This is a genomic window from Kordia antarctica (assembly GCF_009901525.1).
Taxonomy (GTDB): domain Bacteria; phylum Bacteroidota; class Bacteroidia; order Flavobacteriales; family Flavobacteriaceae; genus Kordia; species Kordia antarctica.
The window spans coordinates 2903824-2923970 of the sequence record NZ_CP019288.1; the positions used below are offsets into that span (position 1 = coordinate 2903824).

Below are 20147 nucleotides of genomic sequence, written 5' to 3' on the forward strand. Positions count from 1 at the left end.
ACAATGAAATCAATATTATTCATATCAATATTATTATTTAGCGGTATTTGTATTTCTCAAAGCCCAATTGAATCGACCAGTAAATCAATGGTTGGGAAAGTTAAGATTTTTGGCGTAAATAACACATCTCTGACATATTCAGTTGAATTCAAATTAAAAGGTACAGGCTGTAAACCAAGCAAACCACTTCCTTTGACAATCGTGATGCCACCTAAAGCAAACATTGAGTTATTTGACCTATTTCCTGTTGAAAACAAAAAATGGAAATGTACTACTAATTACACATATGTTGTCGGCAACATTAATGCAAAACACAATGACGATTATGTATATGATTTGCCATATGCAAAGGGCAGTTCCTTTATCGTTCATCAAGGCTACAATGGTTCATTTTCGCATAAAGGGCAATATTTTTTAGATTTTACAATGCCTGTAAATACTCCTATTCACGCTATTAGAGATGGCGTAGTGATAAAAGTAAAAAAAGATTCAAAAAAAGGATGTCCAACAATATCCTGTGTAAATGATGGAAATTATGTTTGGATAGAACATGATGACGGAACAATTGCCGAATATGCGCATCTAAGATATAGAGGTACAGCTTTGAAATTAGGAAACCGAGTTAAGAAAGGACAAAAAATTGCATTTAGTGGCAACACAGGGTTCTCACAAGCACCACATTTACACATGGGCGTTTTCATTAATCAAATTAATGGAGAAAGAACAACCATTCCAATTAAGTTCAATGTTGGGAATGAAAAAGTTGTTGAACTCAAAAAGGGAGATACTTACGTAAAACAGTAAATTATTCTGAACTAAGAAAATTTCTATTGTGAAAATTTAGTGGTGAATTATGAAAATACGATATATATTATTTCTACTTATTGTACTTACGAGTTGTGCAACAAAACCAACCGCAAAGCTTTCCAAAAAAGAACTATTCAAAAAGCTTTCTGATGGTTTTATAATTCAGAAGCTTCCCGATTGGGAATTTCATGGTTTTCACGGTGTTTTAAACTACACACCAACAGAATTAATGACAATTGGTCAAGAATATATTTATAATGGTATTATTGCTTACAAACGTGAGTTGAAAAACGAAAAATTAGGCGTAATAGACAAAATGGTTGCTAAAAACCCTGTTAGAGCTTATATTAACTAGCTTTGGAGCAAATCAAAGGTTTTGAATAAAAAAAATGCACTTATTGTAACAGCTCCATAACCAAAAAGTATGGAGTCAGAAACGGAAAACAACGATATAAATGTCTAGCCTGTGGCAGGTTTTTTAAAGGCGGTAAATTTATAATTCCAGCTATAATCTGGGATGAATACAGCAAAGGCAAACAGACTTATTTTCAGCTTGCTCAAAAGTATGGATGCTCTAAGAGAACCATCCAGCGTAAAATAGACTTGCACATTGTTTCTATACCTGAGAAAATACCCAAAAAAGTTATCGTTTTAATGGACACAACCTATTGGGGTAGGAGTTTTGGATTGATGTTATTTAAGGATGCCCATACTAAGGAAAATCTACTTTGGTATTATGTACGTTCGGAAACAAACGCACTCTATTTACAAGGCGTCAATCACCTCAAATCAAAAGGATATACCATAGTTGCAATTGTCTGTGATGGAAGAAAAGGACTTATACGTGTATTCAAGGATTTACCTGTACAGCTTTGCCAGTTTCATCAGGTTGCAACTATACGAAGGTACATAACCAAAAATCCAAAAATGTCTGCCTCTATTGAGCTTAAGGAACTTGTGAGCCTATTAAAGCAGACAGATAGAGAATCTTTTGAAGGTGGTTTAACGTTATGGTTTTTGAAATGGGAACTCTTCTTAAATGAGCGTACAACAAACCCAGAGACTGGGAAAAGTCATTATACTCATAAAAGATTGAGAAGTGCTTATAGGAGCCTAAATACAAACATGAAATGGTTATTTACTTGGTATGATAATTACGAGTTGAATATACCTAACACAACGAATATGATTGATGGACATTTTTCAGATTTGAAGAACAAATTAAGAAACCATAATGGCTTAACAAAACAAAGAAAAATCAAGTTTATAAATGAGTTTTTAAAGGCATAATGCCCTCTAAAAAGACATAAAAAAAGAAGCCTAGAAAGGCTTCTTAAATCGACTTTTTTGTCGGGCATCCAATGTATCCCTATCGGGTTGCTCTCCAGCAGAGCCCGTTTCTGTTTTGTTGGATAATGTGAAGATATTAACTACTGTTGAAAATAAAAAAATAGCCCTAAAAAACAGCAACCGTTTTGTCCACATGAAAAAGATTACATTAAATTAGCAACCATTTTGTCTATTACATCAAAAAAAAAATCAAGTTTATAAATGAGTTTTTAAAGGCATAATGCCCTCTAAAAAGACATAAAAAAAGAAGCCTAGAAAGGCTTCTTAAATCGACTTTTTTGTCGGGCATCCAATGTATCCCTATCGGGTTGCTCTCCAGCAGAGCCCGTTTCTGTTTTGTTGGATAATGTGAAGATATTAACTACTGTTGAAAATAAAAAAATAGCCCTAAAAAACAGCAACCGTTTTGTCCACATGAAAAAGATTACATTAAATTAGCAACCATTTTGTCTATTACATCAAAAAAGATTACATTAAATTAGCAACCATTTTGTCTATTACATCAAAAATTACCATCTATTGTTGATGATTATATTAAAAAGCGAAAAATCTATAACGAAATTATCAAGCTTCAAAAGGTCAGAGAGCAAACCAAGTATGGAGAAAGTATTGTTGTCATTTACACTTCTGTTATTAACAACATTGAATATAAATCTATCTGTCAATTCTATACATATAATAAAACACTCTACTACGTTAGTTTTTCTGCGAAGTCAAAGTTTTTTGATTTTTTTGTCAATGATGCCATTCACATGATGAAAACATTTACAATCACAGAATAGTTCCAATTATTTCACTTATCGTAAAACTAAAATTATTCTGAATTTTAAAAGCTTCAATTGTCATGATTGAAGCTTTTGAGTTTTTCTTCATTACTGAGATTATAAATCCATTTATAAAAAAATAGAATTCATTGTTTAGTGACCGATTTAATGTTCTAGTCAATTTTCAATGTATCGTTTAGCGATGAGTATGTTTTTAATATAGTACCTACAAACTTTTTATTAATAGATCAATCAATTTTTTTCATTTTCTTTTAAACTTATCACTAAGCGATAAACGGATTTAAAAAGAGTAAATCAGAAATTGTTTGTTAAAAAGTAACTAATTTTCAAAATATGTATCATTTACCTCTATCAAACTCTAAATTTCACTTCTATTTAATCAAAATAATCCTTCTTTTTTAAACCTCCTACAATTTCTTCCTACAATCCACGTGCCATGACCAAAATTTTACAAATGATATTCCAATTTCGCTTCGTAGCTTAGTGTTTTCAAACACTAAGCAAAAAAAGAGTATATAATGTTGTGTTGAAATAAATACAGGAAAATGGAATTTTGGTTCTAATTTTTGTCGTTAAAGCATTTTTATTTTAATCAAACAATATTTAAAAATTCAATGTTTACTCGTCATTTGAGCGTAAATTTTATATCAAATTAAAAATGCAACTACGTTTATTGTACCAAGTATCAAAAGTGAACAAATGATATTTCAATCATGCTTTTTAGCTTAGTGTTTTAAACACTAAGAAATTAATATATGAATGTACACGTAATACACAACACAGCTAAAAACGGAATCGAAATCGTATTCTCTAATCCTATTGCAAAAGAATTAATCTTATTTCTACAAAAACTAGGTTTCAAGCATTTCTTTAAAGACGAAACAAAATGGTATGCCGATTATCATCCTGCGTATATCCGTTTTGCTAATGATCTTAAAAAAGCAATAGAAAGTGATACTGACTGGAACGCTATTACAATTGCTCCATCTTTTAAAGCATCTGAATTTTTTATTGAAAAATTAAAGTTTTGTATTGTAGAAATTCGCTTCAAAAAGAAAGATTATTTTATAAAAGATGAGTATCTAGTTTTTGAAAACTATAAACGAATTGCTACAATCATTGCAGAACGTTTTGCTTTAAAGCATTTTGGAACTCATTTTGATTCAATTACTATATACCCACGTAACTATAAAACAAAAGCGAAAGATTTATTTGATCTGGGTGCAATTATAGGCTTAGATGCCAAAGGTCAATTTTTGCCTGTTGAACTCCCGCCCTCTTTATGGGAATATACTACGGATCATGAAGATGAGAGCATCAATGAAGATTCAACTGAAGTTATTACTGTTGACAAAACACATAAATTTAATAACACAGGCATTTTGGAAAATCAACCTGATTTTGACCAATTACTGATTTTAGAAATCATCGACAAATTAGTATCAATTGAACAGACAACCAAGGTTACAGACACACGACTTATTCAAACGTTAATCACTGAAATTGAAGAAGCTTCAACTATTAATTTTGATGCACTTCGACTGGATAAACTCAAATATATCATTCGATTGTATAAAGAATGGTTTGAAGATTTCCCAAATTGCTTTAAGGCAAGTGTAGCTATCGCAATTCGTCCATTGATAGCGTTTACAAATGAAAGTTTTGAAATAAAGTCTTTTGCTACCAATCTTGTCTTTAATACATATCAAGTAGCTAATGTACTTGTTCCACTATATGCGCATGAATGTTTTCAGAAAGGTTTAATTTCCTTACAACAAATCCCGAAGCTTAAAATTCAGTTTCCATATCTATTTGAGGTAACTATTGAAACGCTTCATAAGTTGTCTGAATTTGAACTTTTTGAACTATCACAGCTTAAAAATTATAGCGATTTGGGTATTAATATCAATTCTCGTGAACTTGATAGACATTGGCAAATCAATGGTTTTGATATTTTTAAAAGGCTAGACTATCCTGCTGATTTACAATATCCTTATGTGAGTTTAATTAAAGGATATATTTCTGTGCAAACACTTGAACAAATTTTAGATAATGACAAACAATCATATCGTTGGCTATATCTGATGCAGAACTTTAGACCTATTGCTGATCTTACTATCGGAATTGATAGTATTGATAGAAAAATAAAGAAACTATCAGAAAAGTTAGGCGATTTAAAAAAAGGAAAAGGTTTAACTGATATTCCATATACCAAGCTTCTCAAAAAACGTGAAAATACACAAGAAAAAATAAACGCTTTGTTTGAATCAAAAAAATGTATTGAAGTCTACATTGAGAATATGCTTTCCAAGCAACTTGACGAAAATGATTTTATTGATACCGACGTTGCAATTAACGAACCGAAAATTCCTAAATTTTACTTCGATAGCTTTGTTGCAGGAATGAGTCTACTATACTATAAACATAAAAAGCCTACACTTTCACAAATTGAAAATTTAAGTACATCAAAGAAATTTCCAAATAAGGAAACACTTGGAGAAGCTATCGAATTAAGCACCATCGATCATTTTAGAAGTGTCTATCGTCATGCGAATGAAAACTACGTTTGGATAGATGGGATGCGAAACTTTTGGAAAAACTTACAATTTGACAGAAGCTTTACTAATGATAAACAGCGGTTTGAGCATAGTCAAATTCTGCCTTTACCTGTTGCTATGATGATTGCTAGGTATTTACAAATGAAAGAAGCTACTTCTATTTTCGATCCAACCGCAGGTAGTGGTAATTTATTAGTCGGGGCAAATGAACGTGTTACTCATGCAAACGAATTGTGTAAGTTAAAAAGAAAGTCTCTCAAGTTTTCAAATTTCAATGAAATAACTAATTACGATCCTACTTCACCTTATCCTAAAGAAATGCACAAATCTTTTGATATTGTCGTGTGTAATCCACCATTACTAAAATCAACGAAAACCAAAAATGAAAAACTAGATATTATTGAAGAGCATTTAGACAATGCACATTTTATGGCAGATACTTTTCAAGTACAAGAGTTAATTTCTGCACTTGCGCTATTAACTATGAAAGATGATGGAAAAGCTGTTATAGTTGTAAATACACATATTGTATTTGATGAAAAAGGGAGAATAAAACATAAAAGAGAATTTTTGAATTGGCTGTGCAAGCATTACAATATTCGTGACATTATCAATTTAGATACGGCTATCATCACAAAAGATGAAAATAAGAAACAGAAAAAAATGCTGATTCTTATTGATGGACGAAAAGAGAAACCATCATACAATACACCAACAAAAGAAAACCAACCACACCTAGCTGATGTGATTGGTTCTTTTTATGACCTTTGGGAACGTTTCAAGAGAAATCAACTACCAAGTATAGATGTTATGATTGAACAGCTTCAAATTGCAGTAAAACAAAATGAAGCATGAATTTATTGACTACGTGCTTTACGTAAGTTTTTTGTTGCTCTAATTAGTTCTGCATAGCCATTTACAAAATATTTCGATACTTTCAATATTCCATAGATTGCTATACCACAAATGACTAATTTTGTAACTGGATGCTTTAAAACCTTTTTCTTATCTATTAATGGTTTGGTTGACTTTGGAATTGAATTCAAATCCAAACCATCTAAAATAGATTTTCTTTTTGTTTGTTTATTTTTTATCATTTTTCATGTAATTTTGTTAGAAATTCATAGAAAAACTGATAATCATTTGACGGTATATTTATATTCAAAAATTTAATTTTTGAATGCTGAAAAATCAAGTAGAAATATAGCAATTTAAGGGTGTTATAAGAGTACCGTTTCAGAGTACCGAAAAGCATAGAAATGAACCCTTTTTCGGACTCCTTATTTTGTAAATAACTGGAAATCAAGCACCCAAAAATTAACCAACTGCTGGTTGCTGGTTAATTTATTTTTTTTGTTGATTTGTTGATTTGTTTTTTTGTTTTTTTGGGTTTTAAAAACACATTATTCTTTCCGTTTTTCTATTTCTTCCAAAATCACTTCCGCTTGTTCTTTGAACTTTTTTAATTCTGGCAAAAACACTTTGTAGGTTACAAAATATACGCTTGCAACTCTATTTTTATAATCAGGATCCGTAATTGCATATTCAATAAATTCTTGACTTCCTTTCATTGAGATTAGATCTGCCCACCATTCGTAATTTTTTTTGTAATGTGAATAGTTTTCTTGAAAATCATTTGCTCGCAAATCATCATCTATTTTAATTTCGCGCAAACGTTCTGTATAAAAAGCAATAATTTGTGTTGGCAAACTATCCTGAAAATTATCTATATTGAAATCTGTTAGTTGATTGTAACCGCGTTTATTAAACGTTATTTCGGGAAATCCTATGGTTAAGTATGTCAATTGTGGATTCAGTAAATATTCTATCCGCGTTACAGAATCATTTAGTATTTTAGAATATAACGGAGCTGCTGTTTTATAAAAACTTTGGATTTTATCTATTTCTTCAAGATCATTGTTCAAATCATTCGTAATACTATTGTAAATATTGGCGAGTTGTTGTTTTTCTTTTCGACTTTCATTCCAATTATTTAATGAAACTGCAATGAGAATCCCAATCACAACTAAGACAATTTCACCAATTGCGTATGCGAGATAGTTTCCAATTTTTTTATTTTTCAAGAGCTTTCTTCTTTGATTTCTAAATAATTTCATACCCGTTTTTTAAAATCCAAATCCAAGACCGAAAGCAAATCGTGGTCCATCTTCTGAATTGAATAACGACAGATTAGCCGTAAGCACATCGGCTCCGTTTAACCAAATTCCGCCACCAACAGATGTATTCCATTTCTTAGATGGATCGCCATCAGCCCAAACTCTACCATAATCAAATCCTCCAAAGAGTCCGATAGTTAATGGCACTAATTCTGTTTTTACTTTGCGAACATTCCAACGAATGTCTGTTGTTTGTACAAACGCGCTTTTCCCTGTAAAACGCTGATTTCGGAAACCTCTCAATCCTGTGTTAGCGCCCAAAGTTGCTCCTTGATAGAATTCAAATTCGTCACCAAAGTTAACGTGTCCACGCAGTTTTGTAGCCAATACCAGTCGTCCGCTTGAAATTAATCGGTGATCTATAGTAAATTCTGGAATTACATATCCAAATCCTTTGGAAGTACTTACGTTATTTTTGTATCCAGTTTCTAAACTTACTTCCATTCCCATTGTTGGAAACGCTTGGTTATCTCTGTTTTCAAAATGATATTTTGCGTTGACACCATAGAAATCTTGTTGGTCAAATACAGTAGAGTTTGCTGGTAAGTTTTGATCCAAGAAACGTCCTGGAGAGCGTTCTATTTCATTACTTTCATATACCAAACCTGCGCGTAAACTTCCGCCTAATTGTCCACGCCAAACTAATGCTGGTGTAAATTTTAATGTTCTTATTTTAACACGATTGTAATCTAAATTCGCGTCTAATCCGTCATCATCATCTGCATTCGCGTTTGAACTATTGTTCCCAAATCCGAAGAAGTTAACTGCATAATTTGGACTAGTGAAATCTACACCAAGTAATAAGTTCCATCGTCCAATAACGTTATTGAATTCTCCTAAGTAACCAACATCAAATCCACTCGTAGCAAAGTAATACGCTGCTCTAAAACTATGGCGCGAAGTGTACGGATTTCGTGCAAAACCATAGTTGGTTCGCATTGCCGAAAAACCTACTTTCATTCCATCATCTGGATTAAATCCTAGCGATGGAAGCAATTGTGTTGTTCCGTTTTTTAGTTTTTTATAATCGTACACATTGGTTTCGTAATTGTCTGTTAAGACTTTGTGTCCTTCACCTGTTTTAATGGTGTTTTTCTTTGATTTGTAATCGTAATAGGTGACTTTATCACCGTTTTTAATATCGTATGTATCATTATTTTGTCCACCAATTAAACGTACCTTGATCAAATTTCTTCCATATCCTGATACGTGAAAAACATCATCATCATCTAATGCGTAAATCCAAATTTCTTCAGTTTCACTTCTGTCATATATACGTTCATGGAAAATATCTTTCTTTTCTCCACCTTTAATTCTATATGCAGTTACTTTTGTTTGACCGTTAATCATACGCTTAACGTCGAACCAATCATCTTTATTTGTTCCTTTAATGACAGCAAGATTATTGATAACTTTGTAATAACGATCAGAAATTGCTTGTAGATTTTTAAGTCTTCCTTTTAGATACATTATGATTTTCTCCATAGATTCATCACGTACCTCTTCCGGAAATGCTAAGAATGCTTTTTCAATAACTTCATCCGTCAAACCATCTTGAATCGCTTTTACTTGCGCGTCCCAAACATCTTTCCCGGATTGCTGAATTATTTCCATATCAAGCGGATATGGTTCTACATTCATACCTTTTACATCCTTTATGTCTTTATCATAGCTAAGTAATAATCGTGCTGTTGGAATAACTGTTGTGGCAACTCCTAATACAAAACCATCCGACATTTTTGAAAATGCCTGATCTCTATCTCGCGGAAGCGGACGAAATACTCTTTTTCCGTTTTCTTTAAATTCTATCCAACGCCATTGATCTTGGTGTCTGTCCCAATCGCCAATAAGCATATCAAATAAACGTGCTCTTATGTAAGATGCTTCATCAACAACAATGTCTTCATCTTTGTGTAATTTTTTTATGAAGTCGTCTGTACTTTCCAATTCATTTTGATACCCAAAACTTGCTTTGTCGCTATGACCTTCCGAAGTATGTTCTTCTATCATATACAATTCGTCCCCAAAATCTTCATTAAATTGTCCTAATGCATTTTGTTTAGGCACATAATACAATACTGGATTTGTGTGATATATTCCAACTGCATCTGCCAAAGGTCCTACGGCAAAAGGTGCGTATGGATGTGCTCCTGAAAACACATCTAATATTAAATCTTCTGTAACAGTATCATCAAATTGCCCTTTTATGTATTGATCTTTAAAAAGTACGGCTTGTAAGTAGCGTAATGCTTGTTTTCTGAGTGCGCGCATTACGTATTGTGTTCCGTTTTTGTCTTCTAATCGCAATGATTTTGATTGATTTCCTCCGCCCATTCGTACAGGTTTCAATCCGCCAAAAAGCGTGTCTAAGTCTACCGTTGGTGCTTTTACAGGCGTACTATATTGTTTTCGATACCGATCGCCCCATAAAAATTTATAAAAATTAGATTTATCTGTTTCTTCTTTGGTATAAACAGATGCTAATACTTCTTCTGGAAATGTTTCTGGATATATAGTTTTCACTTCTCTCGCATCAGCTCTTTTTACTTCCGTTTCAAATACAATTTTATTCTCGGTTGCCGAATAGAAACGCACAAAGGAAGATCCATCTTTAAAAACGTCTAAGCGCGCATATCCATTTGTTCCATATGAAAATTGTCCGCCACCAACATTTCGAGTTCCAGATATTTTTGAGCCTGAACCACTTATAATTTGACGTAAATTGTCTTCTACAATGTATTGTAAACTGTGTTCGTGTCCAGAAACAAAAATGACCTTATCGTTTACCTGTGCAAGCGCAATGATGCGTTTTCTTAATTCATTATAGCGTTTGTTAGACATATCAACATTTGCTGTTCCGCTTGTGGAGCGGATTAAGTTTTTCAAAGATCCCAATATTGGAACTGGCGACATGTGCGTATTAAAAGTATATTGTCCGTCATGTGGACCATTTGTGTACATCGGATGATGCAAGGCAACAATGGTAGTTTTTCCACGTGCTTTTTTGACTAAGCTACTAAATTCTTCTAAAAATTTTGTTCTGGTTTTAATATCACAATCGTCATTTATTGTTGGATGATTGTTCCAATTTACAATATACCATTGCGTATCAATTGTGATAAGTTCAATTTCGTCATTGACATGAATTTTTTCAATAGGACAGCCGTTTTCTGGTAGAAATGAGTCTTTTCCAAGAATGTTTTCTATAAATTTTTCTTGTCGTTTTAATCCTTGCAAACTATTGTTATACCAATCATGATTCCCAGGAATGAAGATTGTATTTCCTTTAAAGTTTTTAGTAATTGCTGTTTGCACTTCCAATTGATGCGTGGCAAACTCTCTTCCTTTAGCTGACTTTTTTGGCAAACCAGATGGATATATATTATCACCTAAAAAGATGGCTGTACTATTTTTGGAAGCTTTTTCTAAATCTTTTTCTAACATTTTTAACGCAATAGATGTTCCGCCTGAAGGTGAATTACCAGCATCACCTATAAGGTAAAACGAATGATCTATTTCCTTATCTGCTGGAAATTTATATTCTTCCAAGTTATTTGCATACTGCGCTTCAAACGTTGCGCATGCGCTAACGCACAGAATACTAACAGCTACTACAAAATATTGTAACGATTTTATCATGAACTAAATTTTTGCTAAAGATAACAATTCACTATTTAATATATTGACTCAAAAATTTTAATGTATTGACTCATATGATTCATAGTTTTCAAGAAAGTGAATCACTTTTTCTTGCGGCATTTCGCATGGTTTTAAGATTTCACGCAGATTTGTAATATAATAGTTGAGACTTATGAAGTTATTTCCACCTAATTCTTCTGCATATATTTTGTAACTATTTCCATGATTGAATTCACTTTTTGTGACACCATATTTTTTTATCGGAATACTTTACTTCTGAATAGCCAATTGGTAATTTTTGAATTCTTTTTAGTAGTTTCATTTGATGAGTTTGAGCAACCAATTTTCAAGTTCGTCCTTGCGTGGATTTCTGAGTTTTTTGTTTCCAATAGTAATTGTAGGGAAATTTAGTTTTCTATTTTCATATAAATTTCGCAGTTCTTCTGCGTGTTCTTCGCTTTCTTCTACATCTAGAAATTGATATGGAAAACCCGTTGCGCTCAAAACTTCTTTGTAATAAATTGTTTTGTGACAACTTTCAGTTCCGTATAATTTTATTTTAGGAATATTTTTCACACTAAACTAGTCGTTTTTATAGTGTAAGCTTACATCATGATAAATGTGAAAATTTTTATAAATAAACAGACTAATTTTGAGGTTTTCCCGTTCTTTGATGAACATTGCTGAAAGTTTAGTATTTTTACTCAAATTAAAGAAATCTTTATGGATACTCTTATTGTTGAAGTTGAAAAGTATGTTGTAGAATATCTTAATAAAAATGTAGATAAATCATATGTATATCACAACTTAACACACACAAAGTCAGTCGTAAGCAAAACGAAAGAACTTATTAAAGGACTTGAAATTAAAGAACCACAAGCACAACAATTGATTATTGCCGCTTGGTTTCATGACGTTGGTTATGTTGATGGAGTTGTGGATCATGAAGAAAGAAGTGCGCGTATTGCCACTGATTTTCTTAACAAACACAAGGCTTCAGAAAGTGATATTGAAGCAATTAGCAACTTGATTCTAGTAACAAAAGTAGAACAGAAACCTAAAAACTTACTAGAACAAATTATTTGTGATGCAGATTGTGGACATATTGGAAGCAAAAATTTTGAAGATGTAACAGAGTTGCTTCGTAAAGAAATTGAATTAACCCAAAACGAATCAATTTCAGAATCGGCTTGGCTTAAAGAAAATATCAACTTTTTATCTGAACGCCACAAATTTCATACACCATACGCTGCAAAAAATTGGCAAAAGCGAAAAGGAAAGAATCTTGCCAAATTATTGAAATCCAAGAATAAGGTTTCAAGAGAAGTTACAAAACTGAAACAGAAAAAAGCAGAATTAAAGTTTAAGAAAACAAAAGTTGATACTCCTGAACGCGGAATTGAAACCATGTTTCGTGTCACACTAAAAAACCATATAGAACTTAGTAACATTGCTGATACGAAAGCCAACATACTATTATCGGTAAATGCCATTATTATCTCATTGGTATTATCAACATTGGTTTCTAAGTTAGATCAAGCAGATAATGCGCATTTAATTATTCCTACAGTTGTGTTTACATTGTTTACCGTAGTTTCTATGGTTTTGTCTATTTTGGCAACACGACCAAATGTAACTGAAGGAAAATTTGACAAAAAAGATGTTGAGAATAAAAATGTAAACTTGTTATTTTTTGGAAACTTTCACAAAATGAGTTTGCCCGATTTTGAATGGGCGATTGGTGAAGTGATGAAAGATAAAGATTATTTGTATTCGTCTCTTACGAAAGATTTATACTTTTTAGGAAAAGTGTTGGATAGAAAATATAAAATTCTACGATTGACATATTTAGTTTTTATGGTAGGAATTATAATATCTGTAATTGCATTTGGTATTGCGTTTGCGATGCGACCAGAAACACTTGCCGAAATAATTCCTGATATTGGATCATAATATAAAAAGCCTTCTAAATCAACTTTAGAAGGCTTTTTTTAATAGTTAGCGTACGTCTTTATTTTTAACTCAAAAAGCGCAGCGGTTTTACATCTTTTTACGCTTTCATTCCTTGCATAAGTTCATCAATAGTCATGGACGATTTTTCATTAAAATCATCTTGATAAATGACTTCCACGCGCAACGCTCGTAAACCTGAAACGCCTTGCAAATCTTCAATTTCTAGTTTTTCAAGCGTTCCAAAATAGTTTTTAGCTTGCATATATTTGATATATTTCATGTATTCAAGCGCATCTTTATCTTGTGAATATACAATGGCGATTTTCCCAGGAATCGTTAATCGATCTGTAGTATTTTTTATATTGGCTTTATCAATTCGTTTTTTAATGATTTCATAGCGAATATTATACGCGCCATCTACATCAAATTGCTTTTCATCCATTCGGAATTTTATCGCTAACGGACTGCTATGTACTAATATTAAAGACGCAACTTCTAAATCGTGATCCATTTCTTTCCGAGCAGTATGCGCCACTTGCTCCATTTCGTACATGTTTTGCAATTGCCATAAACGTAAATTGTACAAATAGAGTTTATGAAAGGTTTTATCTCTCACCAACGATTTCCCAATGTACATGTTGTACTCAACGCCATCTGTTTTGTAACGTTCAAAATAGTGCGGAAACATGGCTTGCGCATCTTCTTGTTTTTTGTCTAAATAATTTGACAATCTTTTATTCAGAATATTTACGCTGTCTTCATAGGCTTTTCGCTTGTCGTATACAACTTTTAAGTTTTCGTCCAAACTGTTGAAATATTCCTTAATTAATAACGTAAGTTTCGAATTTTTCGCTCTTAAATGATTGAATACTGGATAGATATCTTTCTTAAAAAATTGTAAAATTCCTATTTCGTCACCCGCTTTTAAACCATCTTCTGTTTCCGTTAAATAAGTTTCAACTCTAAAAATTAACTCTTCATAAATAGGTAAATGATCTTGTTGCAAAGCAGCTTCTAATACTTTGATTGCTAATTGCAATTGAGTTGTTAAATCTTCTTTTATCGCCTCATTACGTGCTAACGAAGAACCTTTAATATCGCTTTGTCCAAATAATGGATATACATCTTCGAACACAATATCTTCAATCATAGGGTTTTCCACTTGCTCCGATAATTTGTACTGATATTTCTCTGCAGCAGCATAAAAACGCCACTTTACAGAAGGATGAATAGACGTATATTGTTCTTGAATTGTGGCTTCTAATACGTTTTGAAAATCTTCAGAAGCACGCGAAACCGCAGCTTCAAACACAGGAATAATATCTCTTAATTTTTGTTGATTTACAGAATTTAACTCGTACGCTCTTGGCGAAGCAATTTCTAAAACCGCCAAATCTCTTCCTTTAGAAGCAATAATCGGAATTAGAATAATACTTTGAATTCCTTGCGCTTTCAGTCGTTTATAAAATCCGTTTTCACCTGAAGTTTGTCTGTAACGTTCCAAATCGGAAATTGCAATTTCTTCTTTTTTATTAAAAATATTTTCGACAACTCCTTGACAGAAAAATTCAGCGCAAGCGACTTCTTCATCATTTTTAAACAGTAAACTATCTGATCGTTTTATATGACTTCTGTACGTGTCTTTTTCAATACTTCCATATACTGAAAAACCAAGTTTTAAATCCTTTATATTAAAGAATTCACTTAAATTTTTACGCAATGAAGGCACTAAATCATCATCACTTCTTAGTAAATTTTCACGTATCGATGATAATGTTTCATCAAAAGTTACATCAAATAAGTTCATGATTCCAAAACCTTTGAAAACGTAGCTATCAAGCGGAAATTTTTGTTTCCAAACTTCTAAATTATCGTAATTATCTAATAATAAACGAACATCTTCTTCCGTTATTTTAGGCGCATTTTCTGTTGGAATTACTTGGCAGAAATCGCCATTAAAGGCAACTCTATAATGTTTGGTTATGCCTAAATTTTTATCTGGAATATCAAAATAGTAAGGACGTTTCAAATCGATTGTATAACCATAACATATATTCAAAATCATGACACAAGCGTGCAAATACAACTCTTTTTCTGCTAAATTTCGTGCGGTAAAATCATATTCATCTCCAGCATCTTTTAAAATTGTTTTAAGTCGATTTGAATATTTGAATGATTGAAATGAAAATGGAATTGTTGCCACTTTAATTTCATTATCGGTAAGGATTTCAGGAAATATTCCTTCCAAAACCAAGTCAATTTGCTCCTCATATTTTGCCAGTTTTGAAAAATCTGTAAAACCTTCTCGCAACTCAGGATATTTGCTTAAATATTGAATGATTTCTTTGGCAGATTTGTGATACGGATGATTTTCATCTTCTGCAAATCTATCGTAGTGAGCTATTACTTGATCAAAGCTAATGACAAGTTGAAGTGGTAATTTTAAATCGTTGTGTTCAGTTTTCATATCCATAATCATAACTCTTTAGTCTACAAAGATACTGAATCTTACAAAATGTCTTAATATCACTACTATTGTTAATAGCATATATACTTTCGTTTGTTCGTTTATTTTCACGATATTTAGCTTGAAAAATAACCGCATGTCTTCACAAACTCGTTTAACGAACGCCTATAAAAAAGCGCTTAAAATTCCTTTTAATCAATCTTCAAAATTTATTTTGTTTAGTGATTGTCATCGTGGCGATAATAGTTTTGCTGATGATTTTGCAAATAATAGAAACATCTATTTTCATGCGCTGAAACAATATTACAAAGATGGTTTTTCATATTGCGAACTCGGCGATGGTGACGAATTGTGGGAAAATTTAGGTTTTAAATCAATTTTCTCAGCACATAAAAATGTGTATATGATTATGAAAGCGTTTCATGAAGCGAATCGGTTGCACTTAATTTGGGGAAATCATGACATGGTGTATCGCAATGAAAAATATGTAAAAAAACATTTATCCACGTATTTTGATCCAAAAACAGGCACTGACAAACCTTTATTTACCGATCTGAAATATCATGAAGGAATTGTGTTGCAACACACAGAAACGAAGCAGGAAATTTTTCTCACACACGGACATCAAGCCGATTGGTGGAATTATATTTTTTGGAAATGGAGTCGTTTTATGGTGCGTGCTTTATGGAAACCACTTCAAATTATTGGCATTCATGATCCTACGAGTCCTGCGAAAAACTACAAGAATCTAAGAAAAGTTGAGCGAAAAATTAAAAAGTGGATTACCGCTAATCATAATTTAATTACGGTAACAGGACATACACATCGCCCACGATTTCCAAATCCTACGGATGAAATTTCTTTTTTCAACGATGGAAGTTGCGTACATCCAAGAAGTGTTACAGGAATTGAGATTGAAAACAACGAAATTACCTTGATAAAATGGTATACTTCTACAACCGATGAAGGCGTTTTGAAAATTGAACGTGAAGTGTTGGAAGGTCCGAGGAAATTGGCGGATTATAAGAGTTCTTTTTAGACTTCTTAGACTTGCTTAGATTTTTGGACGTATTAGATTTTGGTGTTGGGTTTTTGGGTTTGTTTGTTTGTTGATTCGGTTATTCGTTATTCGTTATTCGTTATTCGTTATTCGTTATTCGTTATTCGTTATTCGAAAAAAAACTTTTACATTTAATATTTAGCGTTTTACATTTTTAATTTTCATGGAAACGTCATTACGAACGCTAGTGAAGTGCTTGTGCTGAGCTAAGTCGAAGTAATCTGTTTGTGGATAATTGCTATGGTTGTTTGATTACGTCACACTGAACTTTTATGCTGAGCGGAGTCGAAGTATGATTCAGTGTCATACAAGTTGCTTAATTGTAATTCAATAGCAAATCAAGTTTTTTACATTAAAAACTGTAACTAAAACACATTTTCTACTGAAAATTACCAAGCATTTCACATCATAAAACACTTGATTATCAACATGTTCGCTATACCGAACACCACTTTCCAATAAAATCATTTACTTTAGATATTCGTATTAGAAAAGAAATTTAAAGCTATTTTTTATGGTAGAAAAAGAAGAAATAACACAAGCGCAAAAAGAATTATTAGAACTGTTACAACATTCAGAAGCAACCGATTATTTTGACTCTTTGAAAAAAGTTCATTTTTTAGGAACGTATTGCGTACAACCTGAAATGGTAGAACTAGAAGCTTCTTCGTATGTACATAATTTGTTAGATGCTGTTCAGAAGATTGCTTTGGAGAGTGATTTTAGAAAACTATAAAAATTGTAATCTTTATTATCCTAAATTGTTAATTCAATATTTTATACCTACTTTTAATGAAAGTTTACAATTACAAATTATAGAAATATGGTACGAAATCTATTATTAGGAATAGCAATCTTATTAACAATATCTTGCGAATCCAATCATGCTAATTTTGAAGGTTATTGGGTTGATGAAGAGAGTGAGAGCGATGAAATATTGATTACAAAAAATGGAAGTAATTATATTTTTGAAAATGGAAATCGTAAATATCCTGCACAAATAAAAGATGAATTATTAGAGATTAGCACTTCTACACCAACAAAAGCTACCATAGATGATAATGATGTTTTAATAGTTCGAGGTAGAGAATATATCAGAATTGAAAAGGCAACTAGACCACGTTTTTTTGGTCGATGGAAGTTTTCTTATTATGAAAATCCCTCAACTAAGGAAAAAGAAATGTTTGGAGCTCCAGAATTCTTAATTATCTATAAAAATAAAAGAGGCCTATTATCTATTCAATATGATGGATCTCCACATTTTCCTCAGAAATATGAAGATGTTCGATATAAAAATGGTATTATACATTATAATTTAAGGTATAAAAGTGAGATAAGTTGGGAAAGAACAAATAATAAAAAATTTATTCTTGTAGATGATGATAAAATTAGTACGCAACAAGACTTTTCTCCTTTTAATATTATTTTAGAAAGAGTAAGATAAACCCTAACTCTCAGGCGCCAACTCAACTTCCAAACCATCCATTTCTGGTGTCATTTGAATTTGGCAACCAAGTCTACTATTATCTTCTACGTGAAACGCTTCAGCAAGCATCATATCTTCGTCAACGCTCATTTCGGGTAGTATATGATCCGATTTTACATAACATTGACACGAAGCACACATTGCCATTCCGCCACAAATTCCAATCGTTCCTTCAGGTGCTAATTCGTATGAACGTACAATTTCCATGAGGTTCATTGCCATGTCAGTTGGCGCTTGTACTTCGTGCACAATGCCTTCTCGGTCTGTTATTTTTATGGTAATATCTACTTGTGACATTTTTGATTAACGATTTTCGATTAACGATTGTTGATGTTAGATTTGTGATTCCTAGTTATTCTCGATAGCTCCACTGAGTTTATCGAAGTGCAATTTGTTTTTACAAAAAATCACTCGAATTGACATATTGCTTTACTGCGTCATTACGAACGATAGTGAAGTAATCTGTTGATCGAAAGACAGATTGCCACAACTTTTTTCTATTTCTGCTTACGCCAAATATAAAAAACTTTCGCAATGACGTTTTTTGAATTCGAATTTCGTCAAATTGAATAACTTCTTTACTTTGCTAAGTCTTTACGAGGAGTTTGCGACGAAGTAATCTGTTGATTAAAGTAACAGATTGCCACGATTTTTACAAAATCTCGCAATGACGTTTTTCAAACTCAAACTTAGGTAATTGAGTGAAATTCTGAAAGAATTTTGTATCGAAATTAATTTATCGCTTTTACAACTGCTTTTGGTGCTTCTTTTCGAGTTCCGTCAAAACCATCAATTCCGCTTACAGTTGTATATTTCATTACGTATTTTTTGTCTGGAAAAATCCGTTGGTATGCACTTTGACACATTAACGTTGCTTCATGAAATCCACAAAGAATCAACTTTAATTTCCCTGGATATGTATTGACATCGCCAATAGCATATACTCCTGGAATGTTTGTTTGATAATCTAATGTATTGTCAACTTTAATGGCGTTTTTCTCAATCTCTAATCCCCAATCTCCAATTGGACCTAATTTTGGTGCCAATCCAAATAATGGAATGAAATGATCGGTTTCATATATAAAAGATTTTTCTCCTTTTTTAGAAACCTCAACACCTGTAACTTTATCTTCTCCATGAATTCCTGTGATTTCCGCAGGTGTAATTAGGTTGATTTTTCCAATATTTTTGAGTTCTTGTACTTTTTCAACAGAATCTAACGCGCCACGAAATTCTGATCTTCGGTGAACTAAAGTTACTTCCGAAGCAACATCGGCTAAAAAGATGCTCCAATCGAGTGCAGAATCGCCTCCGCCAGCAATGACTACTTTTTTATCTCGATAAATTTCTGGATCGCGAATGATGTATTCTACACCTTTGTCTTCGTAGTTTGCTAAGTTTTGAATAGGTGGTTTTCTTGGCTCAAAACTTCCCAATCCGCCAGCAATTGCAACAATTGGCGCTTGATGTTTTGTTCCTTTGTTTGTAGTTACGACAAATGTTCCATCGTCTAATTTTTCAATGGTTTGCGCACGTTCGCCTAAGGTAAATCCTGGTTCAAACGGCTCAATTTGCTTCATTAAATTGTCTACCAAATCGCCCGCCAAAACTTCTGGAAATCCTGGAATATCGTAGATTGGTTTTTTTGGGTATATCTCAGAGCATTGTCCGCCAGGTTGCGGCAACGCGTCAATTAGGTGACATTTTAATTTTAGTAATCCTGCTTCAAATACAGTAAAAAGTCCTGTTGGACCTGCGCCAATTATTAGTATATCTGTTTTAATCATATAAATGCCCGCGAAAGTGGGTATCTTTTATCTACATAAACCTGCCAGATTAGCAATCTTATCAGGAGTATAAATTAT

General features: G+C 32.5%; 14 protein-coding genes and 1 pseudogene. 8 read left to right on the top strand and 7 right to left on the bottom strand.

Annotated elements, in window-relative coordinates; translation table 11 throughout:
- Positions 1-3 precede the first annotated feature (3 nt).
- The 4 genes and pseudogenes from IMCC3317_RS12065 to IMCC3317_RS12080 all read left to right on the top strand — a co-directional run bounded on the left by IMCC3317_RS12065 (position 4) and on the right by IMCC3317_RS12080 (position 6355).
- The gene (locus IMCC3317_RS12065) at positions 4-804 is read left to right on the top strand and encodes a M23 family metallopeptidase (protein ID WP_160129748.1); all 801 of its coding nucleotides are present in this window, start codon (positions 4-6) and stop codon (positions 802-804) included.
- Positions 805-853: 49 nt separating this feature from the next.
- Positions 854-1162 carry a hypothetical protein gene (locus tag IMCC3317_RS12070; RefSeq protein ID WP_160129749.1) on the top strand — a complete coding sequence of 103 codons (309 nt, stop codon included), beginning with the start codon at positions 854-856 and terminating at the stop codon, positions 1160-1162.
- A 44-nt stretch (positions 1163-1206) separates the two neighbouring features.
- Positions 1207-2097 (top strand): annotated as a pseudogene (locus IMCC3317_RS12075) (IS256 family transposase, variant Zn-binding type); the annotation flags it as partial.
- 1600 nt (positions 2098-3697) lie between these two features.
- Positions 3698-6355: an N-6 DNA methylase gene (locus IMCC3317_RS12080; RefSeq protein ID WP_160129750.1), complete on the top strand. Its 2658-nt coding sequence runs from the start codon at positions 3698-3700 to the stop codon at positions 6353-6355.
- Between the two features lie 2 nt (positions 6356-6357).
- Here IMCC3317_RS12080 and IMCC3317_RS12085 read toward each other — a convergent pair whose 3' ends face one another.
- The 4 genes from IMCC3317_RS12085 to IMCC3317_RS12100 all read right to left on the bottom strand — a co-directional run bounded on the left by IMCC3317_RS12085 (position 6358) and on the right by IMCC3317_RS12100 (position 11892).
- Positions 6358-6597 carry a hypothetical protein gene (locus IMCC3317_RS12085; protein WP_160129751.1) on the bottom strand — a complete coding sequence of 80 codons (240 nt, stop codon included), beginning with the start codon at positions 6595-6597 and terminating at the stop codon, positions 6358-6360.
- Positions 6598-6903: 306 nt separating this feature from the next.
- On the bottom strand, positions 6904-7584 hold the full coding sequence (locus IMCC3317_RS12090) for a DUF6090 family protein (RefSeq protein WP_160129752.1): 681 nt from the start codon (positions 7582-7584) through the stop codon (positions 6904-6906).
- 42 nt (positions 7585-7626) lie between these two features.
- Positions 7627-11316, bottom strand: a complete 3690-nt coding sequence (locus IMCC3317_RS12095; protein WP_160129753.1) for a metallophosphoesterase — start codon at positions 11314-11316, stop codon at positions 7627-7629.
- 318 nt (positions 11317-11634) lie between these two features.
- Positions 11635-11892, bottom strand: coding sequence for a glutaredoxin family protein (locus IMCC3317_RS12100; RefSeq protein ID WP_160129754.1), 258 nt, complete (start codon positions 11890-11892; stop codon positions 11635-11637).
- Positions 11893-12039: 147 nt separating this feature from the next.
- Here IMCC3317_RS12100 and IMCC3317_RS12105 point away from each other — a divergent pair, with 147 nt between their 5' ends.
- On the top strand, positions 12040-13269 hold the full coding sequence (locus IMCC3317_RS12105; RefSeq protein WP_160129755.1) for a Pycsar system effector family protein: 1230 nt from the start codon (positions 12040-12042) through the stop codon (positions 13267-13269).
- 97 nt (positions 13270-13366) lie between these two features.
- Here IMCC3317_RS12105 and IMCC3317_RS12110 read toward each other — a convergent pair whose 3' ends face one another.
- Positions 13367-15742, bottom strand: a complete 2376-nt coding sequence (locus IMCC3317_RS12110) for a GAF domain-containing protein (RefSeq protein ID WP_160129756.1) — start codon at positions 15740-15742, stop codon at positions 13367-13369.
- Positions 15743-15872: 130 nt separating this feature from the next.
- Here IMCC3317_RS12110 and IMCC3317_RS12115 point away from each other — a divergent pair, with 130 nt between their 5' ends.
- The 3 genes from IMCC3317_RS12115 (at position 15873) to IMCC3317_RS12125 (ending at position 18240) form a co-directional block, all read left to right on the top strand.
- Entirely contained in the window at positions 15873-16775 is a 903-nt protein-coding gene (locus IMCC3317_RS12115; protein WP_160129757.1) for a metallophosphoesterase family protein, read from the top strand.
- Positions 16776-17310: 535 nt separating this feature from the next.
- Positions 17311-17532 carry a hypothetical protein gene (locus tag IMCC3317_RS12120; RefSeq protein WP_160129758.1) on the top strand — a complete coding sequence of 74 codons (222 nt, stop codon included), beginning with the start codon at positions 17311-17313 and terminating at the stop codon, positions 17530-17532.
- A gap of 87 nt (positions 17533-17619) precedes the next feature.
- On the top strand, positions 17620-18240 hold the full coding sequence (locus tag IMCC3317_RS12125; RefSeq protein WP_160129759.1) for a hypothetical protein: 621 nt from the start codon (positions 17620-17622) through the stop codon (positions 18238-18240).
- 3 nt (positions 18241-18243) lie between these two features.
- Here the strand turns inward: IMCC3317_RS12125 and IMCC3317_RS12130 are convergent, their stop codons facing one another.
- Both IMCC3317_RS12130 and IMCC3317_RS12135 read right to left on the bottom strand, forming a co-directional pair.
- Entirely contained in the window at positions 18244-18579 is a 336-nt protein-coding gene (locus IMCC3317_RS12130) for a 2Fe-2S iron-sulfur cluster-binding protein (protein ID WP_160129760.1), read from the bottom strand.
- 434 nt (positions 18580-19013) lie between these two features.
- Positions 19014-20069, bottom strand: coding sequence for an NAD(P)/FAD-dependent oxidoreductase (locus tag IMCC3317_RS12135; RefSeq protein ID WP_160129761.1), 1056 nt, complete (start codon positions 20067-20069; stop codon positions 19014-19016).
- Positions 20070-20147: the final 78 nt, after the last annotated feature.

Coding starts and splice junctions, on each gene's coding strand:
- IMCC3317_RS12110 (WP_160129756.1), bottom strand. CDS start 15,742: ATGGATATGAAAACTGAACACAACGATTTAAAATTACCACTTCAACTT.
- IMCC3317_RS12085 (WP_160129751.1), bottom strand. CDS start 6,597: ATGATAAAAAATAAACAAACAAAAAGAAAATCTATTTTAGATGGTTTG.
- IMCC3317_RS12065 (WP_160129748.1), top strand. CDS start 4: ATGAAATCAATATTATTCATATCAATATTATTATTTAGCGGTATTTGT.
- IMCC3317_RS12080 (WP_160129750.1), top strand. CDS start 3,698: ATGAATGTACACGTAATACACAACACAGCTAAAAACGGAATCGAAATC.
- IMCC3317_RS12135 (WP_160129761.1), bottom strand. CDS start 20,069: ATGATTAAAACAGATATACTAATAATTGGCGCAGGTCCAACAGGACTT.
- IMCC3317_RS12105 (WP_160129755.1), top strand. CDS start 12,040: ATGGATACTCTTATTGTTGAAGTTGAAAAGTATGTTGTAGAATATCTT.
- IMCC3317_RS12070 (WP_160129749.1), top strand. CDS start 854: ATGAAAATACGATATATATTATTTCTACTTATTGTACTTACGAGTTGT.
- IMCC3317_RS12120 (WP_160129758.1), top strand. CDS start 17,311: ATGGTAGAAAAAGAAGAAATAACACAAGCGCAAAAAGAATTATTAGAA.
- IMCC3317_RS12115 (WP_160129757.1), top strand. CDS start 15,873: ATGTCTTCACAAACTCGTTTAACGAACGCCTATAAAAAAGCGCTTAAA.
- IMCC3317_RS12095 (WP_160129753.1), bottom strand. CDS start 11,316: ATGATAAAATCGTTACAATATTTTGTAGTAGCTGTTAGTATTCTGTGC.
- IMCC3317_RS12125 (WP_160129759.1), top strand. CDS start 17,620: ATGGTACGAAATCTATTATTAGGAATAGCAATCTTATTAACAATATCT.
- IMCC3317_RS12130 (WP_160129760.1), bottom strand. CDS start 18,579: ATGTCACAAGTAGATATTACCATAAAAATAACAGACCGAGAAGGCATT.